A 20,981-nucleotide genomic window follows, 5' to 3' on the forward strand; every position below is an offset into this window, starting at 1 on the left:
GTGTCATTAAAGGAGAACAAAAGAGAATATTGGTGGATGGAGAATGGTGCAGTTACGGTGGAAAATAGCGTAATTAAATCAGATTTTTGTGGCTCTCATGAGGCAAGATGAGATGACACGCAAAGAGGTTAGCCAGTTAAAATGAGGAGGTGTGTACTCGACCGGACATAGAGGGAAGGTGACTAATGATCTACGTATCTTGCGAATTATCTGTGATGCAAAAGTCTTTGGTTCTGCGAGGATTTAATAAGGTGTTACTGTTGATGAGGAGTTGCGGGCGCTTTATTTTTTCCTGCCAAGTGCCAAGTGCCAAGTGCCAAGTGCCAAGTGCCAAGTGTGACGAACACACTTGTTCATGTAATGAGTTCAATTCGCCAGAGCCAGTATTTAGAAAGCTGCACTTGTTGAGCTATGTTCTGGCTAATAGGTTGCGCCACCAAACGGCGAACGTTCTCGATGATCTGTGAAGTGTTGGGATATTTGGTTGTGATGTGGAAATCAGTGAGGTAGTGGGTTGAAGGTTCGGGAGCGTGTCGGATTGGCTTAGATAGTTTTGTATAGCGCCATTTGAATAAGGGCTGTCTGTATCGCGGAATCGGTAAACATGTACCATAAAAAGAAAAAGTGATAGCGGACGCCGAGGTCACACTATCACTTTTTGAGAACAATGAAGCTTAAGCTCAGCTTAGAGCAATGTTCATCGTTATTGCGCTTACGTTATTGCTGTTGAATCGCCGTAAGAGCATGTTGGAAGTACAAGCTTGTCGCACACACATCGTGGTCATGATCATGATGGTGGTGATGACCGTGAGCGTTGTGGTATCTGTTGATTACATTCACAACTTTCATATTTTGCTCAGTCATGGCTAAACCAGAGTTACTGTTTTTTACAGGAGCAGGGATACCTTGGTAAATCGTTGCTTCAACTTTTATCTTGTTGATGTCTTCAGGTTTTACCGTGTATGGGTTGTCGTCGAGTACCGTAAAGTTAGCGGTTTTACCGATATCAATGGTACCAACTTCATTTTCTAGACGTGCTGTGTATGCTGCATCAATCGTGATTGCGCGCATTGCTTCATCAACCGTAATGCGCTCTTGAGGTCCCATTACCGTTTTGCCAGACAGACCGATTCTGTTTACAGCAGCCCAAACTAACCCTAGTGGTTGCGCTGGTGCCATTGGTGAATCTGAGTGCAATGATAAAATACCACCCGCATCGATGAATGAACGTCCACGCGCCATCACTTCTGCACGCTCTTGACCGATACCTTGTTCAGAGTAAAGCTCAGCCAGAATATGTGTGTAGTAAGGGTTTACACTAAAGTTTGCGCCAAGTTCAACGGCTTTAGGGATGTCGTCTTTATCGGTAATACCTAGGTGATGGAAGCTGGTTCTGTGATCGTCTCTGCCTTTCTCTTTGTTGAGCTTGTCGACAATGTTCAGGGCAGTCTCAAAGCCTAGATCACCATTGGCATGGATAACAATCGTGTAGTCGTCTTCCCAGTAAGGACGCATACTTGCTTCAAGATCTTCAGGTTGTTGTAACCATTCACCTGAGTGACCATCGGTGTAACCATCTTTGAGTTGCATTAATTGGCTATACATTGCGCCGTCTGAGAACAACTTAACGAATTTTGGTAGCCATTTGATCTGTTCACCTTGATAAGACGGGTGTTGAGTCAAACCTTCGGCAATCGCTTTACCTTTAGCTGGGTCGTTTTCTGCCATCATGTAGGTAAAGTTACCGGCTGGCATTAACCAGTAATCCATTGGGAAGTTACCGTCTTCAAGAATGTCGACTACTTGTTCGAACATCTCTGGTGTTGCAACAACACCTGGGTCAATCGCGGTAGTGATACCACCAGAGTGGATGTAATCTTTGGTTCGCTCCATCCCCGTTGCAAAAATGCCGCTATTTACCCAGAAGCTCATTACATCATTGAGAATGAGTTTGCCGCCAGCTTCATAAGCATGGCCTCGTTCCCAGTCCAACTGAGTATATGCATGGCCTTCACCAGTCCAGTCTTTTTCAGACCAACCTAGCATCTCCATCGCTGCATCGTTGAAGAACAATTCGTGGAAGCTGCGATGCCAAATGATAATTGGTCGATCTTCAGAGATGTTATTCAGCAACTCGCGGCTCATTTCATTGCCGTGGAAGTAGTGATGGTAGCCCCAGCTTACCAATGGTTCGCCTTCAGCCAGTCCACTTTCTAACTCTGTTAAACGGGCTAAGTAGTTATCATGGCCTATTACGCCTTCAACGTTACCCCACGGTAAATCCCAATCAGCAGGAGTAATAAAGTCTGTGCCGATCAATAACGCCATCAGCCAAAGGTGAACGTGAGGTTCAACAAAGCCCGGTGTAAGAACGCGATCTTCAAATGATTTATCAATCGTAAAACCATCTTTAGATTGGTACTTAGTGGTGAGCGTTTTTTGATCGCCAAGGTCGAGGATTTTACCGTCTTGGACTGCGATAGCGTTTACGTTGCTATGATCTTGATCTGAAAGAGTAATGATGTCGTTCGATACATAGAGCGTGATAGGGCTAGTAGAGGTTTCGGCGAAAGCAGGTGTGGCGACTAGGCCAGCAATAACCGTTGAGAGAAGTAGCTTTTTCATAATGGATCCTATTGCTCTCAACTAACGGCCTTGTTCTATGAGAGGATTAAGTCGACCATCGCGCTTTGGAAAATCAATCTTCCTGTGAGCGCTTAGAAAGTCAGTTCTTTCTTTGTATTCACGGATAAGTGATAAGAAAAGAGAGGCGGTAAACCCATAATTAGCAATGCGTAACTCTGTTCAAATAAGTGTGTATAGCTAACTTCTGGGCTTACTGCCAATACATAGAGAAGCGAATTTTATCGTTCAAATACAGAGTGAAAACTCTCTTCGCCTCACATTTGTTGCTAATTTAGCAGTGTTATTACGTTTCTAATAACGCATAATGATGGGTAAAACCAAACATTAATTATCTAAGGTGGTAGGGATGTTTTCTTATGAACACTTAAACTCATTCTGTGCGACGTATGACGAACAGAGCTATAGCAAGGCTGCGAGAGCTATTGGTAAAGATAGAACGACCATTCGAGAACAAGTGAAAGCGCTAGAAGACAGCTATCGAACCATTTTATTTACTATTGAAGGAAAAAAGGCGGTACCTACCAGCTTTGCACGTTCTATTTATAAGCAATCAAAATTACTGGTGCAAAACAGTGAGCGATTGCATCTAAGAATGATGAATGCTTATCAACAAGAGCTGACCCGTTTAGATTTCTATCACGATACTCTGATGCCCAACGATTTAGTGGTGGAGATAGAACAGCATGTTTTGAAGGCTCACCCGGACATGGTGCTCAATTGGCTGCATCGAAATCGAGATGAGATCTTGGTTGATGTGACACAAGCGCACAACAAAGTTGCGATCATGCAGCACCGAATGGAAAACATGTCGGAATACCCCATCAGCGCCATCAAACTTGGTGACGGTGATATTGCTGCCTACGCACGGGTTGATAGTCCTCTGTTCAAAATCAGTGAGATTCGACTTGAAGATCTGCAATTAGAAACGCAGTACATCAGTGAAAACCAAAGCAAAACCATGCCAGAGTGGTTGGGCGTATCACCGTATTTTCGCACCGTTAGTAATAACGATATGTTACTGGAGTTAGTGAAAGTGAATGGCTGGGCGTTACTTCCAAAAAGCTTAGCGACCGAAGCGGTGAATGAGAAAAAGCTACGCCGAATTGAGTTCAATGAGCTGCTTTCACACAGCGCGAAGTTCGGGCTCTCATTCTTCTATCCAACGAGTTTTGAAAATACCAGTGTGTATAAAGGTTTGGTTGAAGTACTGAAAGGTTACGCAACTAAGAATTTGTAGACCCACCCTTTAGTATCGTTTTGAAAGGTACTTAATATAAATTGAGAGTGAGAGTGAGAGTGAGAGTGAGAGTGCGGTAGATGCACTCTGGTTGAAGCGGAGTGTTGACTATGAATAGGACAAAGGCCAAGTGGCCTTTGTCCCAGGTTTACGCTTGCTTAGTTTGATTAGCTTGCAGATTTAATGATCGTCTCAGTCACATCTCCAATCAAACCTGGCTGGATTAACTGGAAGTTGATCGCTTTCCCAGATTCTTGGATATCTCGTATATTGTATTGAAGCTGAGTGAAGTCATCTCCCCACTGGTAGCGAAGTAATGTTTCACCTGATTGTAGGTGATAGTTAACCGCGTATTCTGTCGCATAACCAGCCATCACACCATCAATGGGCGCGTTTGGCGCATCATGTGGGATCTTGTAAGTAATCGAGTTTAGCTTGACCATGCCATTGATTACGCTGGTAGGCTCGGTAAGGTGTCCCATGTAGTAGCTTGAGTGTACAAATCTGTCTTCTGGGTTGGCGTTGCCACCTGTGCCTAAGTTGGTTTGTGAGTACTGGGCTTCTTGCGGGCCCCAACCGCGTTTAGAGCGCTCTACGTTTGCCAAGTGCTGGTCGTAGTCCGGTTGGTTGGTCATCACTGTGTATTCCGCGCCATGCCAGATTCGCGGTCCTTCCGCTCTAAATTCTATAATCGCTGAATCACCCGATGTGTCTTGAAGACTAATGTGCAGTGCGATTCTAACGGGAACACCAGGTACAAATTCAGTAGCAGGCTGCGTTTTTTCAACGAATTGAACGGCTTCTTCAACGGTACTGAACTGCGATAAAACATGCTTTAGATAGGTCAGCGTGCCTAAATCGTCAGCTTGAGTTGACTCTTCTGTATTCATACCTCGGTCGTACAAAACATTGCCACTAAGCCCTGCGTTGTTCATACCATCAGTGATTTGGCCATAGGTCGTTAATCCAGTGACATCGTATTTAGAGGTCACTTGGTTAGTGTTATCTAAGTGGGTAACGTAAGTGCTGTCTTTTGGAATGTTAACGAGGTGCACATCCGTTTGTTCTGACCAATCCAGAGTACGCGAAACGAATGTGCCTTGATCTTGTGTATCCCAAAGTAAGCGGGTGCAAGCTTCGGCGGCAGTAACAACGCCCATAGAGAAGGTAGCAATAATAGCGGTAGATAGAATCTTCTTATTCATGATGAATACCTTTGTAATTTGGGGACACAATCATCATGGCATTGAATTTAGAAACGAAAAACTCAAGTATGCGGGTTAAAATCCATCAAATTATGGGGCGAAGTGTGCTTGAGTGATCGCTTTAATGGTCGGTAGTGGTTCTTTGTTACCCATTGATACTGGGTAATATAAGGTTAATCCAAAGTGAAATTGGTTTGCGATCTGCTGTATATGGAGCGTCTCTAACTCGCCGCGCTGCACTAAGGGCTCTGCTAGGTCGGTACTCATGATCGCCCAACCATCATGTTTTACTAACTCTAATAACAGGTCGTTATTGCTGACTAGGTGGTATTGAGGGGAAATGAGATAGAGCTCTGGTAGCGTGTTGAAATGGTTTTCGCTCACATATTGCTTGTCTAACTTTAAGTCTTCAATAGAGAGCGCATTAAGGTGAGGGAGTTTACTTCTTCTTCCTGCATACATACCTAACTCGCCATAGCCCAAAGAGAAGAACTCAATATTTTTACTAAAGCGCTGCATGTTTTTGTGCTGCATCAGTGCGATGCTGTTTGTTTCAGATTCAATGCTATCAAAGGCTTCCTCTCGATTACGATGCAGCCAATGCACACGAAGTTCTGGGCATTTTTGTTGTAAAGCGTGCTCGATTTTGACGGCCAAATTGAGTGGCAAGGAAATGTCGTGATAGATATTGAGCGTCAGCATCTCATCCATATAGATGTTTTCTAATGAGGTACTGAGCTTCTCAGTGTTATTCAACACAACCTTGGAGCGTTGATAAATATGATCAGCCGCTTGAGTCGGTGTTGCCTTCTTTCCGATGATTTCAAATAGCGTAACGCCATATAAGTCTTCGACGGCCTTTACTTGGTCTCGTATTGTGGTGCGGTCTTTGCCTAACTTTTTGGCAGCAGCGCTGTATGAGGATGCTTCGTACGTGGTGCAAAATGCCAATAGATGCTCATAGGAAAACATGCTCAAACCTCAATAGAAAGTGAACTCAGACTTTATGATGGAAATTATCCTGCATTAATGCTGAATTCGCTAAATTTTATCTTCGGTAATAAGATGAAAGTGTGATCAATACTAGGTGTTTATTTTTCGAGTTCGATTAACGCGCTTCAAGTAAATGCGGCGTTTCGATTTTAAGCTGTCTCACCAATCCTATATACGGCAATTCAGTGATAATCTCGTGTGACGATACAGAGATGATTTTTCTCGGTGTTGAAAACATACGAAGGATCATATCTCTCGAGAACGACTTGAATTTAACCTCGTCAATTTTCTCTGAGACTTCTTCCAAACGAATTGAATCGGCAATGACATCAAACTGTATGTGATTGTTTTCAAAGCGTTGCCACTCAGTGTCGAATTTCACTTTCACATGAGCCACGGTTCCTGTTTGGTCAAAAAAATTGAAGTGCATGGCGTGATAAGACTTATCTTTGGTCATGAGAACCTCAGATTCCGTCTCGACGACACGTATGTCCCATAACTGAGCCAAGTAGCCAAATCGACTTGGGTATCCTCTGTGTTTATAAGACCAATATTGATTCAAAAACACCGATTCTGGACTGTAATGAGTAACGTAGAGGTCTTTGATGACGTAAGACATCAGCGCCACAATAATGAAACTGCTTGTGATTACTTTAGTGGTGAAAGATGACATACAAGCACCTCCTTATTGTGATCTCGCCAGAACAATCTCGGCAGTGTTGGTGCAGAGCTTTCACGATGTAACGGTAAAGTATCGAAGAGTGCGCTCTGCTGCGCTTCAATCAGTAGTGATTGGCAGATTTGAATATCGTGATCACTTGGCGTCTCAGCGTTTTGATGGATTAACATCGGGATAGGTGGCGCGATAGTGGGCTCGGTGACTAGACGGCTGAATGCGCCATTGTGGTATAAGCCGACTAAGTTCCAGCCGATAAACAGAACACATGCGAACCTGATAAGGTTATGAATAAAAAAGGCTTTGTTATGCTGAACCCAGCTTGCTGCTTTTGACCATAACGAAGCGTGGCGAGTAATCAATGATTGATATTCTGCTTCAGTGAGCGCTTGAGTTTCTCCGATATAGGCGTAGCCCTTCATCACTTGAGTTTGGATGAACTTTGGTTGTTCGCTCGAATCTCCCAGCTGTGCACGCAAGTTTTTTACTGCGGTGGCGACACTCGATTTTGCACGCGTACTTTCCCAAATGGCCTCAAGAATAAACGCTGATGTGAGGTCAGAACCTGAATGTTCAATGAAAAGTGATAGCAATTTCCACTCATTGGAACGCAGTTGCGTCTCTTGCAAAGACGCCAGGTTTAACAGTTTTCCACTTTGACTGTTAAAAAGCAGATTTTGATTTAATAGGTAGAAACTCATCGTAGCTCACTCAAGGTTAAGTCTAAATCTTACTTAAGGTGGATCGTATCGTCAGTAACTTTTGATCCCACTTGCGACGCCGAGCAAGCTCAAGTGGACTCTCTTGTTTCGCCAATATGCGGTCAGCGTGCGCTATTTTATTGGTCAGCCAAAGGCTTTGATACTGCAAAATATTTCTCTCTATCGTATCAGTGTCTGCTGGCTTAGTTTTTGATTTCAACTGTTCAATGGCTTGATTTATGTTGTGGAGTTTGACTTTCAATCGAGCTATTTGGTCTTGTGGTGAGAGTGTTGGGCGTCCTCTCTTAACGGGGTTTCCTATTGCCGAGCCACTTTCAATAACGCTACTTTGGTTAGGCTTCAATTTTGAATAATCAATGGTGCGCTCTTTAAGTTGGTGCTCTTGGCACAGTATCTGGTCTTCTAATACTAGGCTCTGATTGACGAGTTTTTGCAGTTCGCTCATCGGTTTTCTACCGGCTTTTGTTTGGGTTGTTGCTTTGCTGTTTTTTTCGAGCGCCTTGGCGGCCAGTGTTTCGATACCTAGTGCTGGTTGATTGTGTGCATGACACGCGTGTCTGTATTCGAGGTACGTATCTTGGAGCGCTTGCTCCTGTCGCATTAATTGCACAGGCAAGGGGAGTGCCGGCCTGCCCGCGCTGCTTTGTGCTTGTCTTGGTAGCAGTGAATCAATTTTGTTGTCAATAATATGCAGCATCAGTAAGCGAATGACCTTTCGGTGATGCTTGATGCGCTCAAGCACAAACGAAGTGTTGTCACTCCAGAAATGATTGAAACTCTCTGAACCATTCAACAAAGCTCCGTTGAGCTCTCTGATGCTTGATTTGAAGTTTTCGGTGACGGTATAGAACCAATCATCTTGCTGAAAGACCGTCGCATTTACTAACGTACTTTCGAGCCAAGGGTTCACTGTTTGCGAAACTAACGTTTGCGAGATTACTGTTTGAGAGATTCCCTTTTGCGTGACAGCCTGCTCATGGACCCAAAGCTGATCCGCGAAATCACACACAAGTATTGACCTTGGCTGCGCCGGAAGCGATCTAATCCGAAGCTGGTACAGGCTAATAAGTTGCTGCACATTGTCTAATACTTTCTCTTGAATGCTTTGCCATCGCTGGGTCGGATCAGAATGACGTTGCGCAGATAGCATCAGGTTATCAATGCTGCTCCAAATCTTATACTCCTCGGAGGCGCTGATGATGTCGGCGTTAATGAGAGCCAACTGTTCTGCATTGTGTTCTGGGTACAGTTGACGAAGCTGAGCTTGGTAACGAAGGTTAAGGCTCACGTAATCTTGATAGTCTTTTACGACGTGTTTAGCGAGCTTCACAACAGGCGACAGCGTCGGGCGTCCTCGTTGATGAGTATTCATCATAGTGACTCTAATACAGAGAATGGTTTTGCCAGAGGTAGCACTTTGACGGCATTCCAGTGAGGCTTACCTTTTACTTCCTCAAGCTCCATATAAACTCGCTGACCTTCCTCTAAGTTAATTTCACCATCAAATTCAATGACACTGATGTGAATGAGTACATCAATATCACCGTGATCAGGTTTAGCAAAACCAAACCCGTTTTCTAGGTTAAACCAAGTGATGTAGCCACGAGTGCAAATCAAATCGGACATTTACGAGATTAACTTAGTGAATAGATAATGAGGTGATTCTATCAGTGGGTGCTATGACTAATTTTGATTTAAATCTATTTAATAAGTAATTAATTAATTCCAATTTCTATGTGGAACCCGACACAAAACCCTCGGTATTTGCCAGTAAATCATGACTTAGAACAAGTTTGATTCCGACGGCGCTACAGCTCACCTCCCTAAATCGCAAAACTTGACTCAAAAGGGCGCAAGTCCGCTCATCCATTTGATGTGTTGGTGGGTCATTCCATGAAAAAACAAACTTCAATGCTTCCAAGTACGGTTGCCGTTAATCGCAGAACGCCGAGATCTTCTATGAAGATTTCGGCGTTAGCTGTGCTGGTGGCCGGAGCATTAACGAGCTACGGAGCCTTGGCTGAAAGTGTCAGCTTAAGTGAGCTGTATCAGCAATCTCTCGACAATAACCCTGCGTTAAAAAGTGCAGCACTAGCCATTGATAGTGCGACCTATGGTGCAGACAAAGTAGGTGCCGCGTATTTACCTCAGGTTGATGCAAACCTTGCGTATGGTGTGCTTCGTAACAGCTACACCACACTCAACGAGATAGACACCAACGCGGCACAGGCGTCTATTTCTGTTGGGCAAAATCTTTATAACGCGAAACTGAACGCGGCAAATGAGCTAAGTAATCAACAGGTTGAGCTCAGCCAAGTCTCACACCAAGTCGCGTTAGAGAGCCTCGCTTTGCAAGTCGTGGTGGGTTATTTCAATGCCCTTAAAGCGCAAGAGTCGTTAAAGCAAACCAAAGCGACACAAGAAGCGATCGAAGAGCAGCTTAAGCAAACCGAACGTCAATTTTCATTGGGGATGATTCCGGAAAATGACGTGATTGATGCCCGCGCTCAGTTCGATTTGGTTTCTGCATCGGTGATTGTGGCTGAAAACGAAGTTGAGAAATCATTGGACGCGCTTTACGAGCTGTCTGGCAATGAGTTTACGTCGGTTTATCCACTGAATACTGACCGTTACGACGCCAATATCCCAACGCCAGAAAATGCACTGACATGGCAGGAAAAAGCGCAGCAATTCAACCCTGAGATGCAAATTCAGAAACAACTGGTTGAGCTAAGCAAGCAGCAGATTGAACTGGCGCAAGCTGGGCATCAACCGTCGTTAGGCTTGGTTGCTGAGTACCGTTATACGTTTGCGAGCGAGATTCGTAGAACCGAGATGGGTCAGTCAAAACAACAGTTTAATAGCATTGATGACAACTCAACCGTGTTTGCAGGTGTAGCAATGACCTTGCCTGTCTACCGAGGCGGGGCAACCAGCAACGAAGTACAACAAGCCAAGGTTCAATACCAACAAGCCCTTCAGCTTCAAGAACAATCTTGGAGAAGCGTGACGCGTCAAATCCGCGGTGCAGAAAAAGACCTCAATGCCCTTATTAGTGCTCAGCAAGCCTATGCCAACGCTGTTCATTCTGCCGAACGCTCACTTGTTGCGACTCAACAAGGTTTTGAAATTGGCAGCAGAACGATTGTCGATGTGCTAAACGGAACTCGTCAGCTTTATGCGGCGAAGCAAGACCTGACTGAAGCGCAAATTGATTTCATTTTGGTGTCACTGCAGCTCAAGTTCTTAGGTGGCGAGCTTCTACCTGAAGACATCAGTGCGATTAACGCTGGATTGAAACGCTAGTCGAAAAAGCGGGTTAAAGCGATCGCTCGAAATCATGGCGCAAGCGCCGAATAGAAAATAGATCAAATGTGATGGCACCTGAGATTAAACCTTAGATTGAATCAGGATGCGGTCACTCAATGTATCGACGTATTTGTAGAGAACACACGATGAAAAAAACAATAACGTTATTAACCGCAAGTATCTTACTTGCAGGCTGTGGTGGTAATTCACAACCTATGGAGCAAACCGTTGCTCCAGTGCCTAGTACACCGGTAACTGTGGTGCTTGCAGAGGAAATGGCACATTCGCCAATCCAATACCACGTCGGAAGAATGGAGGCGGTTGAATCTGCTCAATTGACACCAAGAACCAGTGGTTTCTTGTTAAATAAACTCTTTGATGACGGTGCCTTTGTCGAAGCGGGCGCTGTGCTTTTTGAAATTGACCCAACGTCATACCAAGCGGCATTTGATGCGGCAAAAGCAACCTTATCTGAAGCGCAATCGGCACTGAGCTTGACTCAGCTAAACCATGAAAGAACCACTCAGATGTTGAAGTCGGGCGGTATTTCACAGTCGCAGCTCGATTTGAGCATTGCTGAGCTAGAGATGGCGAGATCTCGAGTGGTGTCTGCGCGAGCAAACGTAAGAGTTCAGCAAGACAACTTAGACCAAACCCAAGTTAAAGCACCGTACTCAGGTCAGTTAGGGAAAAGTAACTTCTCTATCGGTGACATGGTAGGACCTAACTTTGGCCCATTGATTGACCTGATCAAGATGGATCCGATCGATGCGACCTTCTCGATTAAAGAAAGCGAACTGAGTCAGTATCAGCTTCAAGGCAAGCAAGCGACATCTGTATTGCTTGAGCGTGATGGCCAATTGACGGATTACCAAGGCAACATCGCTTTTGTTGATAACAAAGTAAATGCAGCCAGCGGTACGGTGACGATTTCTGCCTCTTTTGATAACAGCGAAGCGGGTCTGCTGCCAAATCAATTTGTTCGTGTTGGGCTGACGAGTGCAGAACCATTAAGCGGCGTGCAAATTCCTCATAAGGCGATCCATCAAGATCAGCTCACTCAATATGTACTTACTATCGAAGAAGGTAATGCGGTACGTCGTGATGTCGTTGTAGGTGATCGAATTGGACAAGATGTTTTCGTCGCAAATGGCTTGGACGCCGGTGAACCAGTGATTGTTGGCGGGCTGCAACGCATTCGTCCTGGTGCCCCTGTTTCAGTTGCGGAGTAATAGATTATGCTCAGTAAATTTTTTATCAACCGACCGAAATTTGCGTTTGTTATCTCGATCTTCCTGACCTTGATTGGCTTGATTGCGATTAAAACCATGCCGATTTCAGAGTACCCAAGCGTGACGCCTCCACAAGTTCGTGTCGTCGCGTTCATGCCGGGCGCCAGTGCTGAAACCGTAAAAGAGGTGATTGGTAATCCAATCGAAGAGGAAGTGAACGGTGTTGATGGCATGGTTTACATGCAGTCACGTTCAACCAACGATGGCCGTTACTTCTTAAACATTACCTTTGATAACAGCGTTGACGCCGATATGGCGATGGTTAACGTATCTAACCGCGTTGCCGTTGCTGAAAACATGCTGCCGTTTGAAGTTCGTGCTCGTGGTGTGCGTATTCGTAAAGCCGCGCCGGATGATTTGCTCGCGATTGCTTTCTACTCTGAAGACCAATCGATGTCAGAGCTAGAGCTTAACAGCTGGGTTGAAGCAAACTTCATGGAGCGTATCGCTCGTATCTCTGGCTTAGCAAGCAGCGATTTGATCGGTGCGACCTATGGTATGCGCGTGTGGCTCGATATGGACCGCATGGCGTCACTGGGTGTCACGACATTTGATGTGAAGAACGCCATTCGTGAACAAAATGCAGTAGTGCCAGCAGGGCGAATTGGCCAAGGTCCAAGTCGTGAAAATGCCGCATTGCAGTTTAACTTGATCACACAAGGTCGACTGTCGAGTGCAGAAGAGTTTGAACAAATCATTGTAAAAACGTTAGCAGACGGCAATCAAATCTATCTGAAAGACGTATCTAACGTGGAGATTGGCAGCCAATTCTATGATGCCTACGCAACCTACAATGGCGGAGATGCTGCTCTAGTTGCAATGCAGGCTAACCCAGATGCCAACGCTTTGGAAACAGGCGCTGCGGTTAAATCGGTATTGGAAGACATCGAAAGCATCATGCCTGCCGGTATGACTTACGCGATCCCATACGACACCACCTTATCGGTTGAAGCGTCTATTCGCAGTATCGTTGAAACCTTGATTGTTGCTGTCGGGCTTGTTATTGCGGTGACTTACCTGTTCTTAGGTAATGTCAGAACAACACTTGCACCTGTGGTTGCGATTCCTGTGTCTTTGATTGGTACTTTTGCTTTCATGCAAATGGGTGGCTTTAGTATCAATACCGTTACCTTATTTGGCTTGATTCTGGCGATTGGTATCGTGGTGGACAATGCCATTTTGGTGGTTGAGAACGTAGAACGCATTCTCAATGAAAACCAAACCATTGATGCCAAAGAAGCCACCAATCGAGCGATGAAAGAAGTCACCGGCCCGATTGTCGCGTCAACATTGGTCATGCTTGCGGTGTTTATTCCTGTGGCATTGCTGCCAGGTATTACGGGGCTGATGTTTGCTCAGTTCTCTATCACCATCTGTATCGCTTTGGTGCTATCCGCTATCAATGCACTCACTTTGTCACCTGCACTATGTGCAATGGTTATGAAGCGCAATCCTAAGCCTGCTAAGTGGTTTGTCGCATTCAATGCAATGTTCGACAAAGTGACGACGGCTTACGGCAAAGCAGTGTCTTTATTGGTTCGCAAATCAGCAGTGCTTTTGGTTTCGTTCGCAGTGGCTATTGCTGCCATGGTTGTGATGAATGACAAGCTACCGACGGCATTTGTTCCAGCTGAAGACAAAGGCGTGTTGGCGCTCGCTATGTTCTTGCCTGATAACGCGTCGAAAGAGCGTACTCATGACTTGATCCGTCAAGCTGAAGCGGTATTAAACCAAGACCCAGCAATTGAAGATTTCGCAGGTGCGATTGGTTTCAATGCTCTGACCGGCGGTGTTGCCGCTAACTCAGCGACCATGTTTGTCAATTTGAAAGACTGGGGTGAGCGTCTTGCAATGGATGGTGACCATACACAAGCTGCGGTCGCCCAGCGCATCAACATGCAATTGTATGGCATTGATAAGTCGATGAGCATCGCGATGGGTCTACCACCTATTCCAGGTATTGGTATCGGTGATGCACTTGAGTTTATGGTGCAAGACACGTCTGGCCGCACTGCTCAAGAACTCGCGCAAGTGACTTACGCGATGATGGCAGCGGCAAATCAAACGCCAGAAATCACCAATGCGATGACGACTTATCGTGCAAATGTTCCACATTACAACGTCGAAATTGATCGCGAGAAAGCGCGTCAGTTAGGCGTACCACTCAGTGCAATTAACGATGCGATGGCGACACATTTGGCGTCTTCATACGTTAATGACTTTGCCCTAAACGGAAGAAGCTACCGAGTTTTTGTTCAAGCTAAAGGGGAACAACGAAATGATCTATCTGATGTGTTACGCATACATGTCCCGTCGGCGCTTGGCGAGCAAGTTCCGCTGTCTGCTGTCGCAACGATTGAACCGACATTAGAGCCTGATCTCGTCACAAGCTACAACATGTTACCTGCGGCACGTTTGCAGCTAAATCCAGCTCCAGGTTACTCATCTGGTGAAGCGATTGATGCAATGGAGCGCATTGCCGAGGAAGTTTTAACTCAGGGTTACACCTATGAGTGGACGAACATGGCTTATCAAGAGAAGTTGGCGGGGAACACGGCTCAAATCGCTCTGGTTTTAGCACTGGTATTCATCTACTTGTTCCTTGTAGCTCAGTACGAATCGTGGGCTCTGCCTACTGCGATCATCATTGTGGCTCCAACCGCTGCTGTGGGTACCTTCGCGGCGCTATTAGCGGGTGGGCAAGCCTTGTCTATCTACGGTCAAATTGGCTTGATTCTATTAATTTCCCTTGCAGCCAAGAACGCGATTTTGATGGTCGAGTTCTCAAAGCTGAAGCGTGAAACTCAAGGTTTAAGTATCGAAGAGGCAGCGATTCAAGGCGGCAAGATGCGTTTTAGAGCCGTAAACATGACGTCATGGTCATTCATTCTTGGCATCTTGCCTTTGGTGTTTGCCAATGGTGCAGGAGCTATCTCTCAGAACACCACTGGATTGGCACTACTGGGTGGCATGTTGATGGTGCTGGGAGTCGGTTCGATGATGACTCCTGGCTTCTATGCCATTTTCCAAACGCTTCGTGAAAAACTGAAAACGAAACAACAGTAACCCATAGCCTCAATAAAGTGGCGGCAAAGGTGTGTTGTTGCTTTATTGATGGTTTTTACCCCTCGTTATGAATTTTAAAGATTGTTTTTATCGTCTGATAATTGAGGGAGGCAGGGAGTATTTCTCTGACCAAGTTATTAAACATGAGCCATGTGAGTACGGAAGCGGCTATGGCTCCAATGAGAATAAGGTTTACACATGAAAAAACTATTACTGACCGCTTCAATGTTCGCTGCAATGTCTGGTACTGCTTTTGCGAATGAAGAAGAAAGCCAAGTGATTGATCCATCGGATCTAACTCGTGTTTATACGCAAGCGGCTTTTTTTGTTACTTCTGACGCTGATATCCGTTTGTCTTCAATGCTAACAGGAGCATGGTCTGAAACGACTCAGTTCGGTGGCTTTATCGAAGGTAACTTTGGCGACTCCGATGCTAAGCCTGGCAAAGATTCAATGGGTGTTGATTACCTTGGTAGCCGAGCTCAATATTTCCAAGTATCGGCGATTGATAGCTCATTGATGCCACGTGTTGGCTTCATGGCAGACTTCATCCACACTAAGAACTCAGCACTGGGCTTGGATGACAACACGTTGATGTCTGTCGGTGCAATCGGCTTGATCAACCCTGCTTATACCGGCGGTGCAATGCTGTTTCCAAACGTAAACTACACCATCGGTGAAGTGTTTGGTGAAACCGCAGACGGCTACATGCTAAACCTGTTTGCCACCATCCCTATGGGAGATTCTGGCGCGTTTGTTCAAGCATGGCCTGAATACATGAACGTTTCTGGCGATACAGTGAAACTTGAGTCGACTTCTTTCAATATCATGATGAACGCTCCTATTAAGGAAGACCGAACTCAGTGGCTAATGACGAAACTGCAATACGCGTCTGCAGATGTCACTCTACCAACGGGCGTTACGCTAGAAGGTGACTACGAGCTCAAGGCTGAAGTCGGCGTGAAGTGGTTCTTTTAACAGCTATCAATGGTTTAGCGACCTAACAAGCGGTAACTGAGCTATGGTTTAAATAAGAAGAGAGCTAATGACGTTAGTTCTCTTCTTTTGCTTTATGGCGCTAAAGATAGCTTTAATCCAGTGAACTAGATGCTTGAACCATAATTCAACATGGTCATTTAGTTGTTTTAAGATTACACTGCGCCCAATATTTCAGAAGTACATATTTAGGTAGAGGTCACCATGGACCAAGAACATTACGAAGACGCTGATTACGAAGGCCAAGAGCTGGGCGAAGAAGGCGAAGAGATAGAAATTGAAGCAATTGGTATTGATGTTTCATCACAGCCAATCGAGCTCTACAAAGTGTTTAAAATTGCTAACCTAGTGAGTGGTGGCGGTGAAGCTAAACACATCATCTCTGAAGGCTACGTAGCGGTAAATGGTGAGCTGGAAACGCGTAAGCGTCGTAAAATGTACGATGGCGACTTTTTTGAATTCAACCAAGAATACTATGTAGTGGTGTGTGATCAGCCAGTACAAGAAGAATTAGAAAAGCCGAAAAAGAAAGAAGCGCCTAAAAAAGAGAACAAGGCGAAGAAAGGTCAGTCTAAAAAGGATTCTAAGAAGAAAGAATCTAAGAAAAGCAAAGCAGAAATGCTAAGCGCAAAGGCTGAGCCAAAGAAAGAGAAAAAAGAGAAGAAACCGAAAAAGAAAGCGGACACGCCAAAGCCAACCCGTGACGACAAAAGCGGCCGTAATTCGATTGAGTTCTTCTAAGTTATAGTTCTAAAGTACAGCTCTAAACTGCTGATCTAAAGCTATTCTTTCAAAACGCAAGCAAGGTTAGACCTAGGTTTACGTTAAGCAAATATCAAAAGGCTCACTATTTAGTGAGCCTTTTTTGAATGAGCTAGGTTGAATTTAAATAGAACCCTAACTGACTTGTTCTACTTTGTTTGATTGCTTAGAGCGCTTGAACGCGTAAATCATATAACCGATGACGCTTGTAGCAACAATAACAGAGCAGATTCGGATAAAGTTAATCAACATCGGTGCGTTCTCAATAAACTCGTTAATTCCCCAAAGTAAAACGAGAGAGAATACAAACATGATGAGTAGTCCCCAACAAGGTGCATCGACTTTACCCGGCACAACATACCAACCATCTTCTTTGATCGGTTTGTTCAAACGAGCATATTCTGCTTGTTGACCTTTGACGGTGTAGAGGTGCATTTCTGTCTGTTTACCGGTTAGCAACAAGCTTGCAGCGTATGCGACAGTAGCATTGACTAACACACCGATTACACAGTACCAAGGCCAAGCAATATCAGTCGCAACAGCAACATACCAAATCGCCAAGAAGCTTGCAGCAACACCGATTAATAGTCCCTTCTCTGTTATATGTTTAGAATAAAAACCAAGCACGAACATACAGAAGTTTGCACCTACAAAATAGGAACCTGCTTTACTTAATATTTCTAAAACTGAGCCGGTGCTGGTTGCAAACATGAAGGCTGGAATGATGATACATAACGCCCACATAACCGTGAAGAAACGCGATACTTTGAGGTAATGTTCCTCTGACTCGTTTTTCTTGTAAAAGCGTTTGTAGAAGTCAGAAACTGAGACGGTAGCCATCGAGTTAAAAGCGGAATCTAGACTAGACATGCTTGCTGCAAGAATAGCGGCCGCGATGATTCCCATCAAGCCTGGCATACCATATTCGCTGGCATAGTGCAGGATAATGGTGTTGCCATTTTCGAACTCTTTACCATCGTAATAAGCGTTAAATAACACGCCTAATAGGATAAATACGAAGTAGATGAAGAAAGCAACGTAACCCATCATTAGCATCGCTTTTTTCGCATCACCCATGTTTTTAGCCGCCATACAGCGTTGAACCATCATTTGGTTACCGCCATAAACAGTGGTGTGGAACATTGTCATTGCGATAACGCCAGCCCATACGGTGGTAACTTGGCTCAAATCTAAATTGGTTTGTAACGCATTCGTCATGCCTTGTGACTTGAGATCTTGCATCACTTCGGTCATGGGTTGTGGCATGCCATTCCAGACGGCTTCGATGATGATAAATGCGCCAAGAAACAGAATGACCGCTTGGATTACATCTGTCCAAATAACGGCGGCAATTCCCCCCATTACGGTATAAATCAGTGCGATAACAGTGACAATGACGATGCAGTAAGTAACGTCGATGCCTGTAATGAATTCGAGGATTAACGAGGTCGCATATAAGACCGCAGCTGAGCTTATCGCCTGTTTAATCAAGAAGATCAAAGACAGAGTGATACGTGAGGCTTTACCAAAGCGTCGTTCTTGATACTCATAAATTGAGGTTAGACCGTTGTTGTAGAAAAACGGCATAAACACAGCAACGATAAAGAAAATCACTAACGGGTAGTTTAGGTGGATAGCGATCACTGACAAGCCTTCTTTGTAAGACCAAGCTGGTCCACCTAAGAAAGACATAGCACTGACATAGGTACACACAACGGAAATACCGATGGCCCACCATGGAATATTTTTATCGCCTAATGCAAATTGGTTAGCGGAAGTGACACGTCTACCAACGAGTGCACCCATAACTAAAGTAAGGACGATATAAGTGCCAAGAATTGTCCAGTTTAAAGCTCCAAACTCATACATGCTCACGTCCTTTTAATTGTTCATCCATTTGCTCAAACAGATCGTAACCAAGCTGTTTTAGTATGTGTGCGATATCGATAGCGACCCAATTTTCCTTGAGTAATTCTCCTTCGCGTCGCCAGATATCCATAACACGAAGTTCGATGTGCTTGCCTGTAGGCGCTAACCCTAACCAGCCACTGCTACCAGTATGTGTACCGTGCATGTGTGGCCAACCACCTGTGGATACGTAGTCATTTTTGGACAAAATGTTGAGCTCTATATCGACACTTCGATCAGGGAAGGCAAATACAAATGGTCCTTGATGGTGGTCTCTGAAACCTTGGATTCCACGTGTCGTACCAATTGCAGCAGGCCCGTACCACATGAAATCGTCATGCCAGTAGTTTTCTAGATCCATTGAATCAAGGCGCTTTCCGTCAAATCGACCCAAGCAAGCCAACATATCTAGCACTAACTTTTGGCTTTTCTCACTCTCTTCAGTGTCGACGCTACCTGTATATATGCCATCTTGAGTCGCTGGGGCAGGGACTAATCCAGCATGACCTAGGCTTTTGCGTAACGTATTAACGCCAGCTTGGTTCATTGCATCAATAAAATCAGGGATTAGATAGGATTCAATAATTTGACCATCTTGGATGCATACCATTTCGGTGTAGCGCAAGTAGAGCGTTTTTCCTGTTGCTGGAATACCAAATAACGGTTGTGTAAAGGTGCCGACAAAATAACCCGTAGAGTTTACCCAAGTGCGGCCTTCGTATTCACCTTGCATAACGATTGAAGGGCGTCGTTCAACATCAGGTAGTGAGTTTACTAGCGGCAATAAGAATGCTTGCTCGGTCGCCTTGACACCAGATACGTCATTAATCGGATGTGCGACACACCATTTAACATCAGCATTTAACATCTCGTGGACTACTTGAGTACGTTCTGATGAGTGAGCGTTAAAATAGGTTTTGTAGAAATTCTCAATCAAGCTGTTCAAAATAATACTTCCTTATATAGTTAACCGATTTGGATTAGAATCTGTTTCCAGACCGCACTTTCATCAAGTAGCGTAAACTCTCTGCGTAGACCCCAAGGTCCAAACTCTGCATGGCTGATTCCCATGATGTAAACGTCTTTCCCGGTTGGCTTTCCAAACATACCGTAGCCTTCATGCTTACCTTGCAACGACCAACGAATAGCAGCTCGAGGTGACATCATTTCGTCATTGCGACCAATACGGTGGTGAATTTTGAACTCAGCGTTCGGAAATGAAGAGCGCAGTGACATCCAAAACTGGTCTATTTCATTATGAGAGAGTGCTGTTTGCCCACCCGTGTACTCGCCGATACATGCGCGGTCATATTCTGTTGGTATTACAGAGAACTCAGCATTCATTACACGTCGCAGTATGTCTTCATAGCGCTGACCGTATTCACTGTCATTACCTACGCCAAGGTAAGGGCCTTGTATGTCGTCTTGGGGAGTGAAAGGGTATGAGCATTGTTCAACGCCACCCTCTATTTCAATTTGTTGACGGGCATACTCTTCTGACGTCATACCCAGTTGGTTTGCAATCGCAGCGATGTCTCGGATCATCCACTCATCATTGATTTGATTATTGATGGCATGGCAGTCTGCGATAATTCGAAACTTAAGTGTTTTATTCGTGGCTTTACCAAACACGCCATCATTAGTATGAGTTGCTGTTGAAATGATTCGATGTGATGAAAGCATGCCTTGTTCAGGAGTCCCTGACCAAATAACGTCTTCACCCAATAAGGTACGGTTTGGGAACTCGGCTAACGTGCCCATGGTCGCGCTAATGACCTTTTCGTTTCCCTTTGTGATGGAGAGTGGTGTACGGACGATAATGTCAGGTGAGTAATAGTTATGCAGGGTACTCAGACCTCGATCTTCCCAAATTTCTTTAGTGATACCTAATATGTAGTCTGGGAAATCTTGCCATTTAGAATCAAAGCCAACCATAGCCATTTATCGCCTCCTGATGCGTCAAAAGTTTCATTATTGAATTGTTTTTGGTTACGTATCCAATATTGCCCTTTGTTGCTATTGTGTCAATGAGGTGTATTGCATATGTTTCTTTATTGTGGGTTGGATCTGTTTTTTAACAATTCACTAAATACGGCTCTCTTAAAATAAATTGAATGAATATTAATTATTAATCGAGTGTATATGAACAACATAATTGGGTTTAAAGGC

16 protein-coding genes are annotated in these 20,981 nt (G+C 44.7%); 6 read left to right on the forward strand and 10 right to left on the reverse strand.

What is annotated here, in order from left to right; translation table 11 throughout:
- Positions 1-717: 717 nt before the first annotated feature.
- On the reverse strand, positions 718-2,625 hold the full coding sequence (locus OCV20_RS17945; RefSeq protein WP_086774236.1) for an amidohydrolase: 1,908 nt from the start codon (positions 2,623-2,625) through the stop codon (positions 718-720).
- 367 nt (positions 2,626-2,992) lie between these two features.
- Here OCV20_RS17945 and OCV20_RS17950 point away from each other — a divergent pair, with 367 nt between their 5' ends.
- Positions 2,993-3,883, forward strand: coding sequence for a LysR family transcriptional regulator (locus OCV20_RS17950; RefSeq protein WP_086774237.1), 891 nt, complete (start codon positions 2,993-2,995; stop codon positions 3,881-3,883).
- 167 nt (positions 3,884-4,050) lie between these two features.
- On the opposite strand, the gene OCV20_RS17955 is transcribed toward OCV20_RS17950, so the two are convergent.
- The 6 genes from OCV20_RS17955 to OCV20_RS17980 form a co-directional block, all read right to left on the reverse strand.
- A complete protein-coding gene (locus tag OCV20_RS17955) occupies positions 4,051-5,088 on the reverse strand; it encodes a linear amide C-N hydrolase (RefSeq protein WP_086774238.1) in 1,038 nt (345 codons plus the stop codon).
- 90 nt (positions 5,089-5,178) lie between these two features.
- Entirely contained in the window at positions 5,179-6,060 is an 882-nt protein-coding gene (locus OCV20_RS17960) for a LysR family transcriptional regulator (protein WP_048608631.1), read from the reverse strand.
- A gap of 136 nt (positions 6,061-6,196) precedes the next feature.
- Positions 6,197-6,754, reverse strand: a complete 558-nt coding sequence (locus tag OCV20_RS17965) for a hypothetical protein (protein WP_048613474.1) — start codon at positions 6,752-6,754, stop codon at positions 6,197-6,199.
- Complete coding sequence (locus OCV20_RS17970; protein WP_261881481.1) at positions 6,730-7,350, reverse strand: winged helix-turn-helix domain-containing protein; 621 nt, start codon at positions 7,348-7,350, stop codon at positions 6,730-6,732. The genes OCV20_RS17965 and OCV20_RS17970 overlap by 25 nt, the downstream gene beginning before the upstream one ends.
- Before the next feature lie 130 nt (positions 7,351-7,480).
- Positions 7,481-8,854, reverse strand: coding sequence for a hypothetical protein (locus OCV20_RS17975; RefSeq protein ID WP_086774240.1), 1,374 nt, complete (start codon positions 8,852-8,854; stop codon positions 7,481-7,483).
- Complete coding sequence (locus OCV20_RS17980; RefSeq protein ID WP_086774241.1) at positions 8,851-9,105, reverse strand: cold shock domain-containing protein; 255 nt, start codon at positions 9,103-9,105, stop codon at positions 8,851-8,853. Before OCV20_RS17980 ends, OCV20_RS17975 begins: the two co-directional genes overlap by 4 nt.
- 267 nt (positions 9,106-9,372) lie before the next feature.
- Between OCV20_RS17980 and OCV20_RS17985 the strand changes: the two genes are divergently transcribed.
- The 5 genes from OCV20_RS17985 (at position 9,373) to OCV20_RS18005 (ending at position 16,883) form a co-directional block, all read left to right on the forward strand.
- Positions 9,373-10,785, forward strand: coding sequence for a TolC family outer membrane protein (locus OCV20_RS17985; RefSeq protein ID WP_231718235.1), 1,413 nt, complete (start codon positions 9,373-9,375; stop codon positions 10,783-10,785).
- Between the two features lie 149 nt (positions 10,786-10,934).
- A complete protein-coding gene (locus OCV20_RS17990) occupies positions 10,935-12,020 on the forward strand; it encodes an efflux RND transporter periplasmic adaptor subunit (protein WP_238382734.1) in 1,086 nt (361 codons plus the stop codon).
- Positions 12,021-12,026: 6 nt separating this feature from the next.
- Positions 12,027-15,146: an efflux RND transporter permease subunit gene (locus OCV20_RS17995; protein WP_086774243.1), complete on the forward strand. Its 3,120-nt coding sequence runs from the start codon at positions 12,027-12,029 to the stop codon at positions 15,144-15,146.
- 198 nt (positions 15,147-15,344) lie between these two features.
- Positions 15,345-16,124 (forward strand): hypothetical protein, encoded by a 780-nt coding sequence (locus OCV20_RS18000; protein WP_086774244.1) that lies wholly within the window; start codon positions 15,345-15,347, stop codon positions 16,122-16,124.
- Between the two features lie 222 nt (positions 16,125-16,346).
- A complete protein-coding gene (locus tag OCV20_RS18005) occupies positions 16,347-16,883 on the forward strand; it encodes an RNA-binding S4 domain-containing protein (protein WP_017099343.1) in 537 nt (178 codons plus the stop codon).
- 156 nt (positions 16,884-17,039) lie between these two features.
- Here OCV20_RS18005 and OCV20_RS18010 read toward each other — a convergent pair whose 3' ends face one another.
- From OCV20_RS18010 to OCV20_RS18020, 3 genes are read right to left on the reverse strand one after another with little or no spacing between them, the layout of a single operon-like run.
- On the reverse strand, positions 17,040-18,773 hold the full coding sequence (locus OCV20_RS18010) for a sodium:solute symporter family transporter (RefSeq protein WP_017080165.1): 1,734 nt from the start codon (positions 18,771-18,773) through the stop codon (positions 17,040-17,042).
- Positions 18,766-19,761 carry a nuclear transport factor 2 family protein gene (locus tag OCV20_RS18015; RefSeq protein ID WP_414503106.1) on the reverse strand — a complete coding sequence of 332 codons (996 nt, stop codon included), beginning with the start codon at positions 19,759-19,761 and terminating at the stop codon, positions 18,766-18,768. The genes OCV20_RS18010 and OCV20_RS18015 overlap by 8 nt, the downstream gene beginning before the upstream one ends.
- Positions 19,762-19,778: 17 nt before the next feature.
- The gene (locus OCV20_RS18020) at positions 19,779-20,753 is read right to left on the reverse strand and encodes a nuclear transport factor 2 family protein (protein WP_086774246.1); all 975 of its coding nucleotides are present in this window, start codon (positions 20,751-20,753) and stop codon (positions 19,779-19,781) included.
- Positions 20,754-20,981: the final 228 nt, after the last annotated feature.

Origin of the sequence: Vibrio coralliirubri, from assembly GCF_024347375.1 — a bacterium.
GTDB classification, from domain to species: domain Bacteria; phylum Pseudomonadota; class Gammaproteobacteria; order Enterobacterales; family Vibrionaceae; genus Vibrio; species Vibrio coralliirubri.

Excerpts from the sequence above, each read along its gene's own strand:
- OCV20_RS17980 (WP_086774241.1), bottom strand. The coding sequence starts at position 9,105 with ATGTCCGATTTGATTTGCACTCGTGGCTACATCACTTGGTTTAACCTA.
- OCV20_RS17990 (WP_238382734.1), top strand. The coding sequence starts at position 10,935 with ATGAAAAAAACAATAACGTTATTAACCGCAAGTATCTTACTTGCAGGC.
- OCV20_RS17955 (WP_086774238.1), bottom strand. The coding sequence starts at position 5,088 with ATGAATAAGAAGATTCTATCTACCGCTATTATTGCTACCTTCTCTATG.
- OCV20_RS17965 (WP_048613474.1), bottom strand. The coding sequence starts at position 6,754 with ATGTCATCTTTCACCACTAAAGTAATCACAAGCAGTTTCATTATTGTG.
- OCV20_RS18005 (WP_017099343.1), top strand. The coding sequence starts at position 16,347 with ATGGACCAAGAACATTACGAAGACGCTGATTACGAAGGCCAAGAGCTG.
- OCV20_RS17985 (WP_231718235.1), top strand. The coding sequence starts at position 9,373 with ATGAAAAAACAAACTTCAATGCTTCCAAGTACGGTTGCCGTTAATCGC.
- OCV20_RS18020 (WP_086774246.1), bottom strand. The coding sequence starts at position 20,753 with ATGGCTATGGTTGGCTTTGATTCTAAATGGCAAGATTTCCCAGACTAC.
- OCV20_RS17950 (WP_086774237.1), top strand. The coding sequence starts at position 2,993 with ATGTTTTCTTATGAACACTTAAACTCATTCTGTGCGACGTATGACGAA.
- OCV20_RS17975 (WP_086774240.1), bottom strand. The coding sequence starts at position 8,854 with ATGATGAATACTCATCAACGAGGACGCCCGACGCTGTCGCCTGTTGTG.
- OCV20_RS17995 (WP_086774243.1), top strand. The coding sequence starts at position 12,027 with ATGCTCAGTAAATTTTTTATCAACCGACCGAAATTTGCGTTTGTTATC.
- OCV20_RS17945 (WP_086774236.1), bottom strand. The coding sequence starts at position 2,625 with ATGAAAAAGCTACTTCTCTCAACGGTTATTGCTGGCCTAGTCGCCACA.
- OCV20_RS18010 (WP_017080165.1), bottom strand. The coding sequence starts at position 18,773 with ATGTATGAGTTTGGAGCTTTAAACTGGACAATTCTTGGCACTTATATC.
- OCV20_RS17960 (WP_048608631.1), bottom strand. The coding sequence starts at position 6,060 with ATGTTTTCCTATGAGCATCTATTGGCATTTTGCACCACGTACGAAGCA.
- OCV20_RS18000 (WP_086774244.1), top strand. The coding sequence starts at position 15,345 with ATGAAAAAACTATTACTGACCGCTTCAATGTTCGCTGCAATGTCTGGT.